The sequence below is a fragment of the Chimaeribacter sp. YP20170169 genome (genome assembly GCF_056739715.1).
Window position 1 is genome coordinate 186,000 of the sequence record NZ_CP176826.1, and the last position, 18,220, is coordinate 204,219.

The window sequence follows — 18,220 nt, forward strand, 5'->3', positions numbered from 1 at the left end:
TCCTTAATGGGGAACGGGTGAGGTTAACGTGCGCAACGTGGGCGCGATATGGGCGGCAATCAGCTCCAGCGAGCGCAGCGTCTCGGCGTGGGATGGCTCGACAGAGTGCACCTGAAACGAAATGTCGGTAACGCGCGCGAGGGCGCTGTCCTGCGACAGAGAGTCCATCACGGTGTCGGCATCGCCGACGTGGGCGTCAAACTGGCGCAGGAGATCGTCCAGATGCTCGCCACGCAGCGCATGGCCAGCCGCAAGGTGCTGGGCCGCCTGCTTGCGTAGGCCCGGCTCGGCCACCTCCCGCGCCCAAGCGCGGGTATCCGCGACAAATGCGGTTCGCGACGCCAAAATGCGCGGCGTCACCCCGGCTGGCAGCGCGGCCAGATAGGCGTCAATGATCGGGTTCTGGATCGCATCCAGCGGCAGTTCCGGTTCACCATTCGGACGCGGCTGGGTGCGTGACAGCATCAGCCCGTGGCCCGCCTTGCCAGCGCGGGCGGCCCCTTCGGCGGAGAAGGTGGCAATCCAGACACGCTCCGCCAGTTGCGCCGCCGCCGGGTAGAGTTGGTTATCCGGGTGCCCCAGCGAGTCACCCCGCCACGCGCTGAGCAGTTGGTGAAGGTGGCTGGCGAAGGCCTCGCCCCGCTGCTCGAAGGTCAGGCCAAAAGGCAAGAAAGAGTGCGGCGTGCTGCCCGCGCCCAACCCAATCTCCAGCCGGCCCTGTGCCAGTAGGTCGAGCACTGCCGCGTCCTCCGCCACCCGCAGCGCGTTCTCCATCGGCAGGGTGATCACCGCCGTGCCAAGACGGATGGTACGCGTCAGCGCGGCCACATGGGCCAGCAACAGCAGCGGCGAGGGCAGCCCGCCCTCATGCTCATGGAAGTGGTGCTGGGCAATCCAGGCGCTGTCAAAGCCAAGGCGCTCCGCATGCTGAATCTGCTCGCTCGCCAGACGGTAACGCTGTTGCGCCGTAGTGTGCTCCAGCAAGCGGGTGAAAAAACCGATACGTTTTGCCGTCATGCAGGCTCCTTAGCCGGGGGGGCGAAATCGGGGATGGCGGCCAGCAACTCGCGGGTGTAGGGGTGCTGGGGCGCGGTGAACAGCTGGGCAACCCCGCCGCTCTCCACCACTTCGCCAGCGCGCAGCACTGTCATGCTGTCGGCGAAGTGCCGCACGGTCGCCAGATCGTGGGTAATAAACAGATAGGTTAAACCCAGTTCCTGCTGCAACTGTTGCAGCAGCGCCAGAATCTGCGCCTGCACCGTGACATCCAGCGCCGAGGTGGCCTCATCCAGTACCAGAATCGCCGGTTCCAGGATCAGCGCCCGCGCCAGCGCGACCCGCTGCCGCTGACCGCCAGACAGCTCACGGGCGCGGCGGGTCAAGATCTCCGGTGGCAAGGCAACGCGCCGGGTCACGGCCTCAACGCGCGTGCGGCGCTCACTGGCGCTCAGGCGTTCAAAGTTACGCAGCGGCTCCTCAATGATCTGGTAGAGCGTCTGGCGCGGATCGAGCGAGGCAAAAGGATTTTGGTAGACGAACTGGATGGTACGCCGCCACTGCCGCCGCGCCTCGCCACGCAGGCCAATGACCGGTTGCCCGGCCACCGTGACGCTGCCGCTGTCCGCCGTCTCAAAGCCCAGCACAATCCGCGCCAGCGTGGTTTTGCCGGAGCCAGACTCGCCCACCAGCGCATGGGTGGTGGCGCGCGCCATGCGGAACCCCACCTCTTTCAGCGCCTGCAAACGCTGGTTTTTGCCCAGCGCGAAGGATTTGTGGATGGCATGGGCCTCCAGCACCGGCGGCCCGGCGTGCGGGCGGGGGCACGCGGCGGCGGCAGGGCATCGTGCAGCAGTTGCCGCGTGTAGGGGTGGGCGGGCGCGGCTATCACGTCGGCGGTGCGCCCCGCCTCCTGTATCTCGCCGTGCCGGAACACCATGATGCGGTCAGCGCGCTCGGCGGCCAGCGCCAGATCGTGTGTCACAAACAGCACGGCGGTGCCAGACTCCCGGCGCAGCCCATCCAGCAGGTCAAGGATGCGTCTCTGCACCGTGACATCCAGTGCGCTGGTAGGCTCATCGGCAATGATGATGTCCGGTTGCAGCGCCAGCGCAATGGCGATCAGCACCCGCTGCTTCATGCCGCCTGACAGCTGGTGGGGATATTGGTTAACCCGCTGCGCCGGGTGGCTGAGGCCGACGCGTGTCAGCAGCTCCAGCACCCGCTGGTGGCGCGCATCGCGGCTCAGCCGAGTATGCAGCCGCAGCACCTCGGCCACCTGCGCGCCAATGGTCTTGACCGGATTGAGCGAATTGCCGGGATCTTGTGGCACCAGACTGAGGCGGACGCCGCGCAGCGCGTCGAGGCGTGCCGAGGGCCAGCCCGCGATATCAGTACCGTTAAGCAGGATGCGCCCCCGATCGCGGCGGCCGTTCTCCGCCAGCAGGCCAATGATCGCCTGCGCGGTGGTGGTTTTGCCCGAGCCGGACTCCCCCACCAACGCCAGCATCTCGCCAGCCTGTAGGGTAAAGCTGACATCACGCACCACCTGACGCCAGCCCGCCGCGTGGCGGTAGCTGAGGCTCAGTTGCTCTACTGCCAACAGTGGAAGTGAGGGGTTCATGCAGCACCTCCTGATAAGTGGGCACTCAGGCGGTTGGCCGCCAGCACTACGGCAATCACCACCACGCCGGGGAAGGTCGTCAGCCACCATGCGGTAGAGAGATAGTTGCGCCCCTCGGCGATCAGCAGGCCCCACTCGGGCATCGGCGGCGGTGTGCCATAACCAAGGAAGCTGAGGGTGGCGAGGGCCAGAATCGCCTGTCCGAACTGGAGCGCCGCAAAGGCGGTCACTGGCGTCAGCGCGTTGGGCAGGATGTGCCGCCACAGCACCGCCAGAAAGGTGCCGCCGCTGCCAAAGGCCGCCTCCACGTAGTCACTGCGGCGGATGCGTACCACCTCCCCACGCGCCAGCCGGGCGAAGCCAGCGATGGAGGCCACCCCCACCGCCAGCGCGGCGTGCACGGTGCCAAACCCCAGCAGGATCAGCACGCTCAGTGAGAGCAGCAGTGAGGGGATGGCGAGCAGCACATCGATGGCGCGCATGATCAACGCCTCCATTTTACCGCCGAGCGCGCCAGCCAGTACCCCAAGGGCAGTGCCCGCCGTCAGCCCCATCGTGACCGCAATCAGCGCGGCGGAGAGCGAAGGGGCCGCGCCATAGACAATGCGCGCATAGAGATCGCGCCCAAGCTGGTCGGTGCCGAGCCAGTGGCCAGCCTGCGGCGCGAGGCGCTGCGCACCCGCCATGCCCTCGGTGGCGCTGTACTCGGTCAGCAGCCCAGGGGCCAAGGCCGCCACGGCGGACAGCAGCAGCACCAGCCACGCCAGCCACACCCCCGGCAGGATGCGCCACGGCCTACGCTCGGCTAGCGCACGCTTGCGCCGGGCGGCTGAATAGTCAACCAGACTCATGATGCACCCCCGGTGGCGTGTTGCAGGCGTGGGTCAAACAGCGGCATCAGCAGATCGACCAGCAGGTTGATCAGCACAAAGCCCAGCGCGGAGATCATCACCACCGCCTGCAAGACCGCGACATCCTGATTATTGACCGCCTGTTGCGTCAATTGGCCGAGGCCACCAAGGCCAAAGACCGTTTCGGTGATCAACGCGCCAGCAATCAGTTCGCCCAACAGCAGCCCGGCGATGGTGAGAACCGGCAGCATGGCGTTGCGCATCACATGCCGCCAGAGCACCCGGCTCGCGCTTGCCCCTTTGGCGCGGGCAACCGCCACGAAGGGCTGGGTGGCGACCTCATCAATGCTGCGCAACAGGATCTGCGCTAGCGGCGCGGAAATGGGGATCGCCACGGTCAGGATCGGCAATACCAGCCCCTGCCAGGGCGTCGGGTTGATCACCGGTATCCAGCGCAATTGGAATGAAAAGAGCTGGATCAGCGCAATGCCGAGCCAGAACGTCGGGATGGAGATACACAGCGCGGGCACGGACTGTACCAGCGTACGCAGGGCACGCAGCGCTGGCTGGCGGGCTAGTGCCGCCAGCACAAACGCCAGCAGGGTCGCCAACACAAACCCACAGAGCGCCAGTCGCAGCGTGCCGGGCAGATTGCTTTTCAGCTGTTCACTGACCGGCACCCCCGCCTGCACCGAGACACCGAAGTTACCCTGTAACATTGCCAGCAGCGTATGCGCATACTGCTGCCACCACGGGCCATCCGCGCCATAGGCCAGCCGCATCTCCGCAATCTGTTGCGGGCTAAGGCCCAGATCCGGGTTCTGGAACTTGATCAGGATGGCGTCGCCGGGCAGCACCTGGAGCAGCATAAAGGAGAGGGTGAAGGCCGCCCACAGCACCAACAGCCCCTGTCCCACTCGTTGCAGCAGATAACGCTTCATCACCACGCCCCCGCCTTAATGTTTTTCCAGCCAGGCGCCGTAGAACGAAGGACGCCCCACCGCCTCAAAGCTGACGCCCTTCAGCCAGGGCGCACCAGCGAACACCTGCGGCTCTTCGAAGATCGGGATGACATAGGCGTTATCCAGCAGGTAGCGCTGCGCCTCGCCAGTCAGTTGCAGCCGCTTCTGCGGATCGACCTCGGCGGAGATGTTCACCAGCAAGGCATTCAGCGCATCGTCGCGGAACGACTTCACCTTGTCGCTGGAGCCGCCCTTTTGCAGCAACGCGTCACGGTTGGCAGGATAAAACATGCTTTTCACCACATCCGGGTCGGCCCGCCCCACTTCAGAGACGGTGAGCGGTGTCTTCAGCGGGTCGAGGTTATCGAGGGTACGGCTGCCCGCATCGCCCGCCTTGACGGTCAGCGCCACGCCCACCTGACGCCACTGCTGCGCCACCAGTTGCAGCACCTCACGGTTTTGCGGCTGCGGCAATGATTCATAGACCGTCAGCGCCAGACGCTCGCCCCCCTTCTCACGGATACCCTGCGCGCCGGGCGTCCAGCCCGCCTCATCCAGCAGCTTTTTCGCCTGCTCCGGGTCATATTTCAGCTTGTCAGAGAGATCGACATATCCCGCCGCGCTGGCGGCAATCACGGATTTGGCCTGCGGATAGTTCTCCGAGAAGAGTGTCTCCACCACCTGCGCGGCGTTGGTGGCATGCAGCAGCGCCTGCCGCACCCGCAGATCGCTGACCAGCGGGTTATCCGGACGGAAGCTGATGCTGTCATTGACGCCACGGGTCGGGGCGGCGTAGATCGGGAACTGCTGATCCTTGGCCTGCTTCTCATCGTAGGCCTGTACCTGACGGATGATGTCCGCCTGCCCCGCCAGCAACGCGCCGATGCGCACGCTGTCCTCTGGCGTGACCAGCACCTTGATGCCATCCAGGTTGGCTGGCCCCTGCTGTGCCAAGCCTTTTGGCCCCCAGCGATACTCTTTGCGTGCCACCAGATCCACCTCACGCCCCAGCTTTTCATCGCTGACCACAAACGGGCCGGAGCCGATGATGTGGCGGGCATCGCCCAGCTGGTCAAAGTTGCGCGCCAATGTGCTTAGCGAAACCAGCCCGGAGCCAATGGTGGCGGTGCCTTGCAGGAAGCCGGGTGACGGCTTCTTGAAATAGAACTTCACGGTCAGCGGATCAACCACTTCGCTGTGGTCATAGTTATTGATCACCTCGGAGACCGGCAGGCGCTGTGCCTTGTTGCCCAGCCCGTAGGTGTCGAAGTTTTTGGCGACCGCATTGGCATCCAGCGGCGTGCCGTCAGAGAAGGTGACACCGGGGCGCAGGTGGAAGGTGTAGACAGTGTTGTCCGCGTTGCTGCTCCAGCTCTCGGCAATCCACGGCTCCACCGCCAGCGTTTTCGGATTCTGCCAGGTCAGTTTGTCCGTGATTTGGTTGAGGATGCCGCCATTGGGGTAGAAGCCACCTGCTGGCGGATAGAGGTTGGTGTGTGCCTGCTGTTCGAGGTAGATCAGCGTTCCGCCCTTCACCGGCTGGTTCGCAGCGTGAACCGGTATACTGGCGGCAAGCAGGGCAAAGGCCAGCGCGGCGGGCAGTGGCGAAAAACGAAATGGCGTCATGGTGATGAATTCCCTTTTGATTAATGGATTTCATCATCGAATGCGGGGGGAGTGAGGTGAACTAACGAATTGCGCATAGGTTAGCTAAAAATCACAAATGCCCGGCGCAGTGGGCACGACGCCCGCCCACTGCGCCAGCATGGCCGTCAGAACGTCAGCTGTACCTTGGCCGCCCTTCCCTTGTCTGCGGCCAGCGCCAATGCCTCGGCCGCCTCCTGCATCGGCATTTCGGCACTCAGCAGCGGCAAGGGGTTGATGCGGGCTGACTCCAGCCAGCGCACGGCGGTTTCAAACTCACCGTTGAAGCGGAATGAGCCTTTCAGTGCCAGCTCCTTCACCAGCAGGCTGCCGACCGGATAATTGATCTCGGGCGCGCCCATGCCGAGTTGGATTAGGGTGCCGCCGGGGCGCGTATAGGCCACCAGCGCCGCAATCGCCGCCGGTGCCCCTGACGCCTCGAAGCTGGCGTCAAATACCCCGCCATTTTCTGTCCACTCGGCGGTAAGCGCCTCATCACGCGGATCGGCGACCGCGTGGGCACCCATCTCCAGCGCCAGCGCCCGGCATCGCTCACTCAGATCGGTGGCGGTGATATGGGCGGCACCGGCGGCCAGCGCCGCAGCAATCACCAGACAGCCGATGGGGCCGGCACCGGTGACCAGCACCTTTTTGCCCACCAGATCGCCCGCCTGCCGGATGGCGTGGATGCAGACCGCCAGTGGCTCGGCAAAGGCCATCACGCGCGCGTCCGCCTGCGGATCGTAGGGCACGCACTGTTCAGGCGGCACCGCCACATATTCGGCAAAACCGCCGTTCACATGGGGGAAGAACTGGGCGCTGCCCATAAAGCGCATGGCGCGGCACAGGTTGGGTTTGCCCTCAAGGCAGAACGTGCACCGGCGGCAGGGCTGCGATGGGTTGATCGCCACCGGCTGCCCGGCGTGCAGGCCGCTCTCTGCCGGGGCCTGCTCCACCCGGCCAATCAGCTCATGGCCCAGCACCATCGGCGCTTTCAGCACCGACATGCCAGCGCGGCCATGCAGAAAATAGTGGATGTCCGATCCGCAGATCCCTCCGCGTTCGACCTTGACCAGAACCTGATCCGCTTCCCAGACCACTTCATGTGGCTGGCAACGCACTTCATGCGCCTGTGTGATAACCACGGCATTGACCTGCTTCTGCTGCATACTGGCTCCTGCTTGAAAGGGAAATAAGGGCTTACAGCGTGGCCAGCCAGCCGCCATCGACGTAGATCATCTGGCCATTCACATAGGCGGAGGCGTCAGAGGCCAAATAGATGGCGGTGCCCACCAGCTCCTGCGGGTTGCCCCAGCGCCCCGAGGGGTTGCTGCTGCATACCCAGGCATTGAAGGCAGTGTCATTGACCAGCGCCTCGTTCATATCCGTCAGGATATAGCCCGGCCCAATGCCATTGGACTGGATATTGTATTGCGCCCACTCGGCCGCCATCGACTTGGTGAGCAGCTTGATGCCGCCCTTGGCCGCCGTATAGGGGGCTACCGTGGCGCGCGCGGCCTCGCTGGTTAGCGAGCCGATGTTGATAATCTTGCCGCCGCTGTTGCGGGCCACCATCCGCCGCGCCGCCGCCCGCGCCACCAAAAAGGCGCTGGTGAGGTTGGTGTCAATCACTCGCTGCCAGTCGCTCAGGGCCAGATCCAGCATCGGCTGGCGAAACTGGATGCCAGCGTTGTTGATCACGATGTCTACCTGCACGCCTTCGCTGTCGAGCTGGCTGAACACCTGTTCAATCTCCTCCTCCTTGGCGACGTCGAATAAAAAGCCCCGCGCCTTGATACCGCGCTCCTGCAAATACGCCAGTGCGGTATCCATATGCGCCTGACGGGTGCCATTGAGAATGACGCTGGCACCGGCCTCCGCCAGCCCCATCGCATAGGCAAAGCCAAGGCCACGGGTTGAGCCGGTAATAAGCGCAGTTTTGCCAGATAAATCGAACAGCGTATTCATTGCATCTCCCAATCGATAAAAATAAGTGAGTGAGGTTCTACGGCAGATATTTCCCTTCGGCAATCCACTCATAAAAAGAGTGGAGCATGGATCACAAAGTTACCAGATTAATTGACAAGAGAGACATGGAAATAACGATTTATTTTTTCACGGGCGGCAGAAGCTTTTCTTCTGACTGACAACCCAATATCGTGCACCCTGGGTGATTGAGTTTGCCCGTGATTTTTACAATGGCAATTCAAAGCGTAGGGTGAAATAGGATTACTGCACCATTACCTGGCATATATTCCCCGTTTATTTATTGGGATGCACTTTTTTGGTGAAAGAGGCATAAGAAAGCCCTATGAAGGCCGCCGGGCAGGCGAATGCTTCCTGCCGTTGCGTTGAATGGGCCGAAAAACCCGTGAGACACCCCGATAAAAGCATTAAAAAACAATGTATTGTAATGATACGTCATTCGAGTTGCATGAATGTTACCAATCTCGATCTCCATCACAAATGCTTCACAAGCCCGGAAAAAAGTGATTGATAAACGCCCAATCCAAGTGATAAAAGATTCTCACTTGATAACGTATTTTCAAATTTAAAGGGTCTTGCGATGTCTCTTGAAACCGCTGATGTACGTATTTTGGAAGCCACTTCCCGCCCCGACAATAAATGGCTAGACGCCTTCGCCGCCTTCCCGGTGGCTAATATTGGTGACGCGATGGAACGTCTCAATATGTGTGACTCTGGCATTACGCCGATTAATCAAAGTATGCATTTCGTCGGCTTTGCACTCCCCATACAAGTCACGGCAGGTGATAATGCCGCTGTCATCAAGGCACTTGACTATATTAAGCCGGATGACGTGATTATGGTGAATGGCATGGGCCACACCGATCGGGCCTTGGTGGGGGAGCAACTGACGCAACGCTTCCAACATGCCGGGGCCGTCGCGCAGGTGATTGACGGGGCGGTGCGTGATCGCCAGGTGATCGAGTCCACCGGCTTCCCCACCTACTGCCGGGGCGTGTCGCCCGCTGGCCCCTACAAAAATGGCCCCGGCGTGATTGGCGAGCCGGTTTCCATCGGCGGCGTGGTCTGCTGTGCAGGCGACATCGTGGTCGGTGATGACGATGGCCTCATCATCATTCCCCTGCGGCGCGCGGAAGAGGTGCTGCAAAAGGTGAAAGAGGTGGCAAAACGTGAGGCGGAGATGACCGCAGAGGTCACCAAACAGTACCGCTGAGGCTTTATTCGCGCCGGGCGATACCCTCCCGGCCGGTTTCCACTCTATTCCAGGGCAATCACATGACGAAATCACACGCGGCATCCATCGATTACGCGCTGCCGAAAGATCGCGCCCACAAAAGCAATGCGGTGCGCCGCGCCTCGCTGGCTGGCGGCGTCGGCTCCTTTGTGGAGTGGTATGACTACGGCATCTATGGCCTGCTGGTCAGTTCGCTGGTGCTGGTCTTCTCCGCCAGTGACATGAGCCTTACCGATTCGGGCCTGATGCTCACCTACCTCGGCTTTACCGTCAGCTTTGTGGTGCGCCCCTTCGGCGGCATCATTTGCGGTTATCTGGGTGACAAGATGGGCCGCCAGAAGCTGCTGGCGGTGCTGTTGCTAATGATCTCGCTTGCCACCGCCGCCATTGGCCTGCTGCCGGGCTTTGCCACCCTGGGGTGGATGGCACCGGTGCTGCTGATCCTGCTGCGCATTGTGCAGGGCTTCTCCGCTGGCGGTGAGGTTTCTGGCGCGGGTTCGTTTGTCGCCGAGTATGCGGAGGATCACCGGCGCGCGGTGGTGATGTCGCCGCTGGTGATGGGTTCCTTCATCGCGCTGCTGTTTGGCAGTCTGCTGATTACGGTGCTGATGAGTGTGCTGGGCACCGAGGCGATGAACAGCTGGGGATGGCGTATCCCGTTCCTGCTGGCAATCCCGATGGCGCTGGTGGGCGTCTACATCCGCACCCGCATTGAGGACACCCCCCACTTCCAGCTGGTGAAATCCAGCCAGCGGGTGGTGCGCAACCCGATCCGCGCGGTGCTGACCTCCCGCCGCCACCTGAAGGCGATTGCACTGGCGATTACGCTGCCCGCCGTCAATGGGCCGGGTTACTACATCCTGTTTGTCTATATGCCCACCTACCTCAACAAGGTGATGCACTTCTCGCAGATCCAGAGCCTGATGGTCACCGCATCCGGGCTGGTGACCATCGTGGCGGCCATCCCGCTGATGGCCTGGCTCTCTGACCGCCTTGGCCGCCGTCCGCTGCTGATCGCCTCGGCGCTGATGATGGGCGTGTTGGCATGGCCCTGCTTCTGGCTACTGACGCTGGGCATGATGCCACTGGCCTGCATGGCCGCCATCCTACTGGCGCTGGCCTTCGCTGGTCACGCCGGGGTGATCCAGACTACGCTGGCCGAGATGTTCCCGACCAACGTCCGCTACAGCGCCTACAGCATTGGCTTCAACCTCTCTACGGTGATCTTCGGCGGCTCCGCGCCGCTGCTGATGACCTGGCTTATCGGGCTGACCGGCATCGCCGCCATCCCCAGCTATATGGTGATGCTGACCGCTGGCATCACGCTGATCAGCGCCTTCGTGCTCAAAGAAACTGTCGGCAAGCCGCTCCGTGATGAGTAACGGCAGGCCAAAGCAATCTGAACTGTATTCGAGGTCATTATGAAAAACACATCACCCTGGCGCATGGGGTTTGATATTGGCGGCACCTTTACCGATCTGGTGCTGCTGAATGATGAGACGGGCGAGGCGCTGCGCCACAAAACCCTGACCACGCCGGAGGATCCGTCAGAGGGGGCCTATACCGGGCTGACCCAACTGGTGGCGATGGCCGGGCTACAGGCAAGTGATATCTGCACCATCACCCACGGCACCACGCTGGCAATCAATGCCCTGCTAGAGCGCCGTGGGGCGAAAACCGCACTGGTGGTGACGCGCGGTTTCCGCGACGTGCTGGTGCTGGGGCGTGAGTACCGCTACGACATCTATGACCTGAATGGCGCACCGGCCCAGCCGCTGCTGCCACGCTCACAGGCCTATGAGATCACGGAGCGCGTCACGGCGCGTGGTGACGTTGTCACGCCGCTGGATGAGGCGGAGGTGACACAACTGGCGGCTACGCTGCGTGAAGAGGGCTATGAATCTGTCGCGGTGCTCTGTATGCACGCCTACGCCTGGCCGGAGCATGAGATGCGCATTGAATCCATTCTGGCGCGCGAGCTGCCGGGCGTGTCGGTTTCCGTCTCCCATAAAGTCTCCCGCGAGATCCGTGAGTATGACCGTGGCGTGCTGACGGCGATGAACGCCTTTGTGAAACCCAAGGCGCGCCGCTACATGGCGCGGCTGGAGAGCAAGCTGCGTGAGGGCGGCTTTACCTGTGACTGGCTGGTAATGGGTTCCAACGGCGGCCTGATGGCCCCGCAGGTGGCCGCGGACTACCCAACCCGCATCATTGAGTCTGGCCCGGCTGGCGGCATTGTCGCCACCGCCGCCTTCGCGCGCCGCAATGCGATTGGCCAGGTGTTGGCCTTCGACATGGGTGGCACCACCGCCAAGGCCTGTGTGGTGCGCCACGGCGAACCCTCCGTCACCACCGATTATGAGGTGGGCCGCGCCGATCGCCTGCTCAAGGGCAGCGGCCTGCCGGTGAAACTGCCAGTGGTGGACATGATTGAGATTGGCGCCGGTGGCGGCAGCATCGCCCGCGTGGATTCCCTTGGCCTGCTGGAGATTGGGCCGGAGAGCGCCAGCGCCTGGCCGGGGCCAGCCTGCTATGGCCGCGGCGGCGACCAGCCCACCGTTACGGACGCCAATCTGGTGCTCGGGCTGCTCGACCCGGACGCCTTTTTGGGCGGCCGCATGACGCTTGACGTTGAGGCGGCGCGCCGGGCCATCCAGCGCGTGGCCGATCCGCTGCATCTCTCGGTTGAGGAGGCGGCGTGGGGCATCCATGAGGTGGCGAACAGCAAGATGTCCGAGGCGCTGCGCACCCACGCCGTGGAGAAGAATGTCAGCCCCTCCCAGATGACCATGCTGGCCTTCGGCGGCGCTGGCCCCAGCCATGCGTGGTCACTGGCGAAGCAACTGGATGTCAAACGCGTCTACTTCCCGAACGGGGCTGGCGTCTACTCCGCCTTTGGGCTGCTGACCGCCCCGCCCAGCGCTGACTTTGTGCGCCGCGACTGCTACCTGCTCGATGCCAACGTGGATATCCGCCGCGTGGAGGCGGTGTTTGCCGAGGGCTTTGATGAGGCGTTCACCACCCTCTCCGCCGCCCATGTCGATCCGGCCACCGCCACGCTGCAACGGCTGGCTGATGTGCGCTACGTCGGCCAGGGTTCCGAGCTAACCGTCGCCCTGCCCGCCGAGTTTTTGGTGCAGGGCGAGGTGGCCTCGCTGGTGGCCGCCTTTGAACGTGCCCACTTGGCGCGCTTTGGCCGCACCCTGCCAGGGCAGCGAGTAGAGGTGGTGAACTGGCGTGGCCGCGTGCAGACCACGCCGCCCAAGCTGAACACCCGCGACCACCCGGTTGAGGCCGAGCCGGACGCCCGGGCGAAAACGCTGAAGGTCTACCTTGGCCGTGAACAGGGCTTCAGTGACTGTCTGGTGGTGCCGCGTAGCCTCTTCGTCGTTGGCAGCCGCCTGCATGGCCCCGCCCTGCTGCAAGAGAAAGAGTGCGCCATCTACATTGGGCCGGGCGCCTCGGCGGTTTTGGATGAACAAGGCAATATCCTGATGGAGCTGAACTGATGACCCCTTCTACCCCTGACAACCTGCGCTTCCTTGACGATCCCATCAGCCTGCGCATCACCTGGGACCGGCTGGTCAGCATCTCGGAAGAGGCGGCCGCCACGCTGGTCAACATGGCTTTCTCCAGCATCATCCGCGAGGTGGGTGACTACTCCTGCCTGCTGATGGATGCCGAGGGCAACTCGCTGGCGCAGCCGAAAACCAGCGTGCCGGTCTTTATCGGCACCCTGCCAGCGACGGTGCGCCACCTGCTGGCAAAGTTCCCGGCTGACACGCTGAAACCCGGCGACAGCCTGATCACCAACGATCCCTGGCTCGGCACCGGCCACCTCAACGACGTTACCGTAGTCACGCCGGTATTCCGCGATGGGCAGCTGGTGGCCTTCACTGGCTCGGCCGCCCATATGTCCGACATCGGCGGCTCGCTGAATATGGGCTCCTCCCGCGACATGTTTGAGGAGGGGTTCCTGATCCCACCTAGCAAGCTGGCAATGGGCGGCGAGCTGAACCAGCAGCTGCTGGATCTCTTTTTGGCCAATGTGCGCTCGCCGGATCAGGTGGAGGGTGACCTGCACGCGATGCTGGCCGCCAACCAGATTGGCGCGCAGGGGCTGCTGGGCCTGATGGATGACTTGGGGCTGGCGTCCGTGACGCCGCTGGCCGAGAAGATCCATGCCCTGACAGAGAACGCCATGCGCAAGGCGATCGAGGCGGTGCCGGATGGCCGCTACGAGGCGGCGGTGGACATCGGTGACTACGAGGGCGACATCCACCTGAATGTGGCGGTGATTGTCAGCGGCAGTGACATCGTGATCGATTACACCGGCTCCTCGGCGGAGTCGCTGTTTGGCAGCAACTGCCCGATGTCCTTTACCTACGCCTACAGCGTCTACCCGTTGAAGTGCCTGCTGGAGCCGCACCTGCCGAACAATGAGGGCTGCTTCAAGTCGATTACCGTCACCGCACCGGAAGGCTCGATCGCCAATGCCCGCCCGCCCTGCGCAGTCGAGATGCGCAACCGGGTCGGCCACATGGCGCACGCCGCCATCTTCAGCGCGCTCGCTGACATCCTGCCGGAGCGCGTGATGGGCCACTCCGGCAGCGCGCCCGTCACCTGTGACGTCTTCGCCGGGCAGTTTGATGATGGCCGCCGGTTTGTCGAGAGCCTGTGCGTGAATGGCGGCACTGGCGCGCGCCCGACGGCGGACGGCATCGTGACCGGCTTCCCTGGCAACATGTCCTCCACGCCGGTGGAGTTGATTGAGAGCGCCACGCCGCTGCTGTTCCTGGAGAAGACCATCGTGCCCGACTCCGGCGGCGCCGGGCGCTACCGCGGCGGCGTGGCACAACGCATGGTGATACGCAACACCAGCCGCTTCACGCTCTCCCACAGCATGTTCTACTCACGCCAGAAACACCCGGCGCAGGGCGTGCTGGGCGCGGCGGCGGGTTCGCCCAACTACGTCGCCATCAACAATCAGCCGCTGGAGAAACCGGTCGGCCGCCATGATGTGCGGCCGGGGGATGAGATCACCATCCAGATGCCGGGTGGCGGCGGCAAAATGCCAGCCAGCGAGCGTGACCCACAGGCCATCCTGTTTGATTTGCAGGAGGGGTATATCACCGAAGAGGGGGCGATGCGTGACTACGGCATCGACGCCCACTCACTGACAGGGAGCAAGCCATGAGCAATTTACAGGGGAAAGTGGTCGTCGTGACCGGTGCGGGCAGTGGCATTGGCAAAAGCGCCGCCATCATGTTCGCCCAGCGCGGCGCGCGGGTGGTGCTGGTGGGCCGCCGCCCGATGCCATTGGAGGAGGCCGCCAGCGCGATCACAGAACGGGGCGGGCAGGCGTGGGCCTATGCCGCGCACATCGAGCGCAAGCAGGAGGTGACGGCGCTGGTGGGCTGGGTGCGTGAACAGCTCGGGCCGGTGGACATTCTGGTCAACAATGCTGGCAGCGCCAGCAAGACCCTGAACGCCCGCTGGATCGAGGAGGCCGAGTGGGAGCAGGTGCAGGACGTGAACCTGAAAGCGGTTTTCCTGCTCAGCCAGGCGGTGCTGCCAGACATGCTGGCCCGCCGGGACGGCACCATCATCACCGTCTCCTCACTGGCGGCGTTGCGCCCCAACCTGCTCGGCGGCGCGGCCTACGGGGCCGCCAAGGCCGGGGTGCGTAACTTCATGGCCTACCTGCACAACACCTTCCGCAATGAGGGGCTGCGCGCCACCACCATCCTGCCGGGCGAGGTCAATACCCCGATCATGGACAACCGCGCCAACCCGCCCGCCGAGGCAGTGCGTGAACAGATGGTGCAGCCGGAAGACGTGGCCGAGGCGATTCTGCTCTGCGCCTCCCTGCCCGCCCGCTCGGTGGTGGAGGAGCTACGCATCGCGCCCACCACCCTGCGCGACATCTCGGGCGATCTCGAGGCGGGCCGCTGGAAAAACGCGCCGCCAGAGTGCCTTGCTGAACGTGACTCCCTGCTTAAATGATTGGATGACGAGGTTTTTATGCCAACACTGACCACCCCCTTCCGCGCCGCCGAGGCCGTGCTGCGCGTTGAGCGCACCTCCCTGCGCGTGCAGCAGCCCGCCTCCAGCCAGGATATGGTCTCACTGGCGATGGGCGAACCCGATTTTGACACGCCGCCGCGCATCGTGCAGGCCGCCGCCGAGGCGTTACGGCAGGGTTTCACCCACTACGCCCCCCTGCTCGGCGACAAGGCGCTTTGTCAGGCGCTGGCCGATGACATCAGCGCCCACAGCGGCAACCCGGTTGCCACCGGCGAGGTGCTGGTGACCCACGGCGGCACCGCCGGGCTGGCGGCGGCCATCCTCTCAATGGTCAACCCCGGCGACCGGGTGGTGATCCCTGATCCCACCTACTCGCTGTATGCCGATCTGGTCAACATGGCGGGCGGGATCTGCATCCCTATGCCCTGCAAGCCTGACCTGCACTGGGATTTGGCGCGGCTGGAGACCTGCCTGGAGGGGGCGAGACTGTTTGTCTTCTGCAACCCCGGCAACCCAACCGGCATCGTCCACAGCCGTGAGGAGATTGAGGCGCTGGGCAAGCTGGCCTGCCAGCACGACACGCTGGTGATTGCCGACGAGGCCTACAGCGATCTGGTGTTCACTGACCGCCCCTTCACCTCGGTGTTGCAGGTGCCGGAGTTTGCCGGGCGCACGCTCTACTGCCAAACCTTCTCAAAAAGTTATGCCATGACCGGCTGGCGCGTCGGCTACCTCTTTGGCCCAGCCGAGATGATTGCGGCGGCGGCGCGGGTGCATAATACGGTGAACGGCTCGGTCAACACCGCGGTGCAGCGCGCCGCGCGAGTGGCGCTGCTGGAGTGCCGCGACGATGTGCGCCGCATGTTTGCGATCTACCGCGAGCGCCGCGCCCTGATGATAGAGGGGCTGGCCGCCATCCCGGAGCTGAGCCTGAATGAGCCGGAGGGCGCGTTCTACTGCTTCCCGGCCTATTCGCTGCCGATCCCGGCTATTGATATAGTAGCGCTGCTGCGTGAGCAGGGTATCGCCGTCAGGCCGGGCAGTGAGTTCGGCGCGGCGGGCGAGGGGCACCTCCGGCTCTCTTACGCGGCCAGCACAGAAGCGATTGCTGAAGGGCTTAAACGTCTCCGACGCGGATTGGCGGGGATCCGCTAGGCATAGCGGGCAATAACAGGAATCGGCAAACCACAGGTAAATATGATGCGCAGTGATACCGAAAGAAACCGCAAGAACTTGATCCAGGCTGCCGCCCGGCTGTTCGAGCGCTCTGAAACCCCCATCAGCATGACCGAGATCGCCGCCGAGGCGGGCGTGTCGGTCGCCACCGCCTACCGGCAGTTCAACTCGGTGGAGGAGGTGCTGAACACCTACCGCCATGACGTCGGCCTGCTGCTGCTGGAGTACAGCCAGAAGCAGACCGGCAGCGGCCTGCAAAATCTGGAGAACATCAGCCGTTACTGGATCCGGCTGGTGCGCGAGCGCGGCGCGGCGATGGTGCCGATGCGTAACCGCCGTGGCTATCTGGAGCGTTTGTGGGAGGGGGCGGAGTACCTGCTGGTGCAGGCCAACGCCGTCCGGCCCGCGCTGCGTGACGCCATGACGGAGATGGATCTCCCGGACATTGGCGATAAGGCGGTCTTCCTCTGGAACATCCTGTTTGACCCGCGTGAGATCTTCGACCTGCTCGATACCGTGGGCCTGACCGAGAAACAGGTCGGCACCCAGTTGATGTCGGTACTGGTCGGCGGGCTGCGCGGCTTTGCCACCGCCAATGAGTTTTCCGTGGACGCCTACCGGGTGAAGTAGCCCCGTTCGGCACACTCTGCACCCCTACTTTTTGCATCACGTGACTGTGAGGGGCGCGCTCGCGCCAAACGCCAGCACGCCCCTCTGAGAGGAGAGGACATTGAACACTGCATCCCATCAGGTACTCATCATCCAACCCGTCATGGCGTCGCTGGACCAGCAGCTCTCCGCCCACTACCTGTGCCACCGGCTCTACCAGTCTGATGCGCCAGAGGCCTATCTGGCGCGCCACGGCGACGGGATCACGGCGATTGTTACGCGTGGCGATGTCGGCGTGCCGCGCTGGGTGATGGAGGCGCTGCCGCAACTCAAAGCGATCGCCGTTTTTGGAGTCGGGACGGACAAGATCGACACCGCTTACGCCACCTCACGGGGCATCCAGATCAGCATTACCCGTGACATCCTGACCGATGATGTCGCTGACCTTGCCGTCACCATGGTGCTGGCCTTCTCCCGCAATTTGCTGGGCTACCACGCCTTTGCCCAGTCCGGCGCGTGGTCACAGGGCGGCCCGGCGCTCTCCAGCTCGCTGCGCGGCAAACGCGTGGGCATCGTCGGGCTGGGCAGCATCGGTCAGGCCATTGCCAGCCGCGCCCGCGCCTTTGGCATGGAGGTGGGCTACTGCGCCCGCACCCGCAAAACCGAGGAGTACGCCTACTTCCCGCATCCGGCCGATTTGGCCCGCTATGCAGACTATCTGGTGCTGGCGCTCTCCGGCGGCCCGGATAACGAGGGGCTGATTGACAGTGAGGTGCTGGCGGCACTCGGCAGCGAGGGGGTGCTGGTCAACATCGCCCGTGGCAGCGTGGTGAATGAGGCGCACCTTGTCCACGCCCTCACCACTGGCGCTATACGCGGCGCGGCACTGGATGTGTTCCAGCATGAACCTGAGATCCCCGAGACGTTGCGCCAGCTGGATAACGTGATCCTGACGCCCCACATCGGCAGCGCCACCCACGAAACGCGCCAGAACATGGCCGCCAATGTGATTGACAACCTGAGCGCCTATTTCACTGACGGGAAGGTAGTGACGCCGGTGTAGCGGAGATGGACGGGCAAGCGGGCGATGCTGGTGGCCGCCCGCCACATA

The 18,220-nt window shown here is 63.6% G+C and carries 14 protein-coding genes and 1 pseudogene; 8 read left to right on the plus strand and 7 right to left on the minus strand.

What is annotated here, in order from left to right; all coding sequences use genetic code 11:
* Positions 1 to 3: 3 nt before the first annotated feature.
* The 7 genes and pseudogenes from ACK3SD_RS20210 to ACK3SD_RS20240 form a co-directional block, all read right to left on the minus strand.
* Positions 4 to 1,017, minus strand: a complete 1,014-nt coding sequence (locus ACK3SD_RS20210; protein WP_481127894.1) for a putative FMN-dependent luciferase-like monooxygenase — start codon at positions 1,015 to 1,017, stop codon at positions 4 to 6.
* Positions 1,014 to 2,620, minus strand: a pseudogene (locus ACK3SD_RS20215) (dipeptide ABC transporter ATP-binding protein). Before ACK3SD_RS20215 ends, ACK3SD_RS20210 begins: the two are co-directional and overlap by 4 nt.
* Positions 2,617 to 3,471 (minus strand): ABC transporter permease, encoded by an 855-nt coding sequence (locus ACK3SD_RS20220; protein WP_481127895.1) that lies wholly within the window; start codon positions 3,469 to 3,471, stop codon positions 2,617 to 2,619. Before ACK3SD_RS20220 ends, ACK3SD_RS20215 begins: the two are co-directional and overlap by 4 nt.
* Positions 3,468 to 4,412, minus strand: coding sequence for an ABC transporter permease (locus ACK3SD_RS20225; RefSeq protein ID WP_481127896.1), 945 nt, complete (start codon positions 4,410 to 4,412; stop codon positions 3,468 to 3,470). The genes ACK3SD_RS20220 and ACK3SD_RS20225 overlap by 4 nt, the downstream gene beginning before the upstream one ends.
* 15 nt (positions 4,413 to 4,427) lie before the next feature.
* Positions 4,428 to 6,059, minus strand: coding sequence for a TIGR04028 family ABC transporter substrate-binding protein (locus ACK3SD_RS20230; RefSeq protein WP_481127897.1), 1,632 nt, complete (start codon positions 6,057 to 6,059; stop codon positions 4,428 to 4,430).
* Between the two features lie 146 nt (positions 6,060 to 6,205).
* A complete protein-coding gene (idnD, locus tag ACK3SD_RS20235) occupies positions 6,206 to 7,246 on the minus strand; it encodes an L-idonate 5-dehydrogenase (protein ID WP_481127898.1) in 1,041 nt (346 codons plus the stop codon).
* Between the two features lie 31 nt (positions 7,247 to 7,277).
* On the minus strand, positions 7,278 to 8,045 hold the full coding sequence (locus tag ACK3SD_RS20240) for an SDR family oxidoreductase (protein ID WP_481127899.1): 768 nt from the start codon (positions 8,043 to 8,045) through the stop codon (positions 7,278 to 7,280).
* 598 nt (positions 8,046 to 8,643) lie between these two features.
* Here ACK3SD_RS20240 and ACK3SD_RS20245 point away from each other — a divergent pair.
* The 8 genes from ACK3SD_RS20245 (at position 8,644) to ACK3SD_RS20280 (ending at position 18,172) form a co-directional block, all read left to right on the plus strand.
* Positions 8,644 to 9,276, plus strand: a complete 633-nt coding sequence (locus ACK3SD_RS20245; RefSeq protein WP_481127900.1) for an RraA family protein — start codon at positions 8,644 to 8,646, stop codon at positions 9,274 to 9,276.
* A 62-nt stretch (positions 9,277 to 9,338) separates the two neighbouring features.
* On the plus strand, positions 9,339 to 10,679 hold the full coding sequence (locus ACK3SD_RS20250) for an MFS transporter (protein WP_481127901.1): 1,341 nt from the start codon (positions 9,339 to 9,341) through the stop codon (positions 10,677 to 10,679).
* 39 nt (positions 10,680 to 10,718) lie between these two features.
* A complete protein-coding gene (locus ACK3SD_RS20255; RefSeq protein WP_481127902.1) occupies positions 10,719 to 12,806 on the plus strand; it encodes a hydantoinase/oxoprolinase family protein in 2,088 nt (695 codons plus the stop codon).
* A complete protein-coding gene (locus ACK3SD_RS20260; protein ID WP_481127903.1) occupies positions 12,806 to 14,494 on the plus strand; it encodes a hydantoinase B/oxoprolinase family protein in 1,689 nt (562 codons plus the stop codon). The genes ACK3SD_RS20255 and ACK3SD_RS20260 overlap by 1 nt, the downstream gene beginning before the upstream one ends.
* Positions 14,491 to 15,303: an SDR family oxidoreductase gene (locus tag ACK3SD_RS20265; protein ID WP_481127904.1), complete on the plus strand. Its 813-nt coding sequence runs from the start codon at positions 14,491 to 14,493 to the stop codon at positions 15,301 to 15,303. Before ACK3SD_RS20260 ends, ACK3SD_RS20265 begins: the two co-directional genes overlap by 4 nt.
* A gap of 18 nt (positions 15,304 to 15,321) precedes the next feature.
* On the plus strand, positions 15,322 to 16,479 hold the full coding sequence (locus ACK3SD_RS20270) for a pyridoxal phosphate-dependent aminotransferase (RefSeq protein ID WP_481127905.1): 1,158 nt from the start codon (positions 15,322 to 15,324) through the stop codon (positions 16,477 to 16,479).
* A gap of 45 nt (positions 16,480 to 16,524) precedes the next feature.
* Entirely contained in the window at positions 16,525 to 17,130 is a 606-nt protein-coding gene (locus ACK3SD_RS20275; RefSeq protein ID WP_481127906.1) for a TetR/AcrR family transcriptional regulator, read from the plus strand.
* A gap of 100 nt (positions 17,131 to 17,230) precedes the next feature.
* Entirely contained in the window at positions 17,231 to 18,172 is a 942-nt protein-coding gene (locus tag ACK3SD_RS20280) for a 2-hydroxyacid dehydrogenase (RefSeq protein WP_481127907.1), read from the plus strand.
* Positions 18,173 to 18,220: the final 48 nt, after the last annotated feature.

Bases quoted from the DNA above. Each gene is read 5' to 3' on its own strand.
- ACK3SD_RS20210 (WP_481127894.1), bottom strand. From the start codon at position 1,017: ATGACGGCAAAACGTATCGGTTTTTTCACCCGCTTGCTGGAGCACACT.
- ACK3SD_RS20220 (WP_481127895.1), bottom strand. From the start codon at position 3,471: ATGAGTCTGGTTGACTATTCAGCCGCCCGGCGCAAGCGTGCGCTAGCC.
- ACK3SD_RS20225 (WP_481127896.1), bottom strand. From the start codon at position 4,412: ATGAAGCGTTATCTGCTGCAACGAGTGGGACAGGGGCTGTTGGTGCTG.
- ACK3SD_RS20230 (WP_481127897.1), bottom strand. From the start codon at position 6,059: ATGACGCCATTTCGTTTTTCGCCACTGCCCGCCGCGCTGGCCTTTGCC.
- idnD (WP_481127898.1), bottom strand. From the start codon at position 7,246: ATGCAGCAGAAGCAGGTCAATGCCGTGGTTATCACACAGGCGCATGAA.
- ACK3SD_RS20240 (WP_481127899.1), bottom strand. From the start codon at position 8,045: ATGAATACGCTGTTCGATTTATCTGGCAAAACTGCGCTTATTACCGGC.
- ACK3SD_RS20245 (WP_481127900.1), top strand. From the start codon at position 8,644: ATGTCTCTTGAAACCGCTGATGTACGTATTTTGGAAGCCACTTCCCGC.
- ACK3SD_RS20250 (WP_481127901.1), top strand. From the start codon at position 9,339: ATGACGAAATCACACGCGGCATCCATCGATTACGCGCTGCCGAAAGAT.
- ACK3SD_RS20255 (WP_481127902.1), top strand. From the start codon at position 10,719: ATGAAAAACACATCACCCTGGCGCATGGGGTTTGATATTGGCGGCACC.
- ACK3SD_RS20260 (WP_481127903.1), top strand. From the start codon at position 12,806: ATGACCCCTTCTACCCCTGACAACCTGCGCTTCCTTGACGATCCCATC.
- ACK3SD_RS20265 (WP_481127904.1), top strand. From the start codon at position 14,491: ATGAGCAATTTACAGGGGAAAGTGGTCGTCGTGACCGGTGCGGGCAGT.
- ACK3SD_RS20270 (WP_481127905.1), top strand. From the start codon at position 15,322: ATGCCAACACTGACCACCCCCTTCCGCGCCGCCGAGGCCGTGCTGCGC.
- ACK3SD_RS20275 (WP_481127906.1), top strand. From the start codon at position 16,525: ATGCGCAGTGATACCGAAAGAAACCGCAAGAACTTGATCCAGGCTGCC.